At 66.1% G+C, this 741-nt stretch carries 1 protein-coding gene; it reads left to right on the forward strand.

Annotated features, from left to right (window positions below; translation table 11 throughout):
• Positions 1–505: 505 nt before the first annotated feature.
• A partial coding sequence (locus HNO79_RS16350; protein WP_214165955.1) for a DUF736 domain-containing protein occupies positions 506–741 on the forward strand: 236 nt, incomplete at its 3' end.

Raw genomic sequence — 741 nt, forward strand, 5'->3', positions numbered from 1 at the left:
CGGCACGGGTGCGGCCCGACCGGCCTCGATGGAGGTGTCGATCACGGCTGCGCTCAGCATCGGCAGCACCTGGTCGATCGTCCGTCACACCGGCATCGAACGGTCTGACCCCGCATCGGCGCTCACGTCGTGATCAGGTGACTGGTTTCCATCGTGCCGCACCTGCCCTGTCGTGACGTCTGAGCAGGGGACGGCCTGTCTGTTGCCACGGTTCAATGCGTCCGGCGACCGTCGTGCGGCATCGGATCCCCGGATGTCTGTTGCTCCCACCCCAAACGGCCTCTCTCAAAGGCGTGTCTGGCACCATGCCGGCTTTGCTCCCGCAACGGCTTGGCCAGGCTTTTTCCCCTGCGCTGACGCGCATTCCTCGCGAGGCAAAAACCCTGGCTGACGCCGTCCTCCGCTGCGCTGCGGCCCTGCGGGTGCGGGCCAGCCGTCCCGTTGCCTGCAGACCGCCATCGAGGCCGCATGGGGCGGCGTCGATACACTGACAGGAGATACGACAATGGCACAGATCGGCACCTTTACCCGCACCGAAGACGGCATCTTCAACGGCACGATCCGCACCCTCAACATCAACGTCAAGGCGACCATCCGGCCCGTAACCCGGGAGCATGACCGGGCTCCCGACTACCGGGTCGCCGCCAACGGGGTTGAACTCGGGGCCGGGTGGAGCCGGACCGCCAAGGACAGCGGTGCCGAATACCTCTCGCTCAAGCTCGATGACCCCTCCTTTAACGG

It is taken from the genome of Komagataeibacter oboediens (assembly GCF_018491655.1).
In the GTDB taxonomy this organism is placed as follows: domain Bacteria; phylum Pseudomonadota; class Alphaproteobacteria; order Acetobacterales; family Acetobacteraceae; genus Komagataeibacter; species Komagataeibacter oboediens.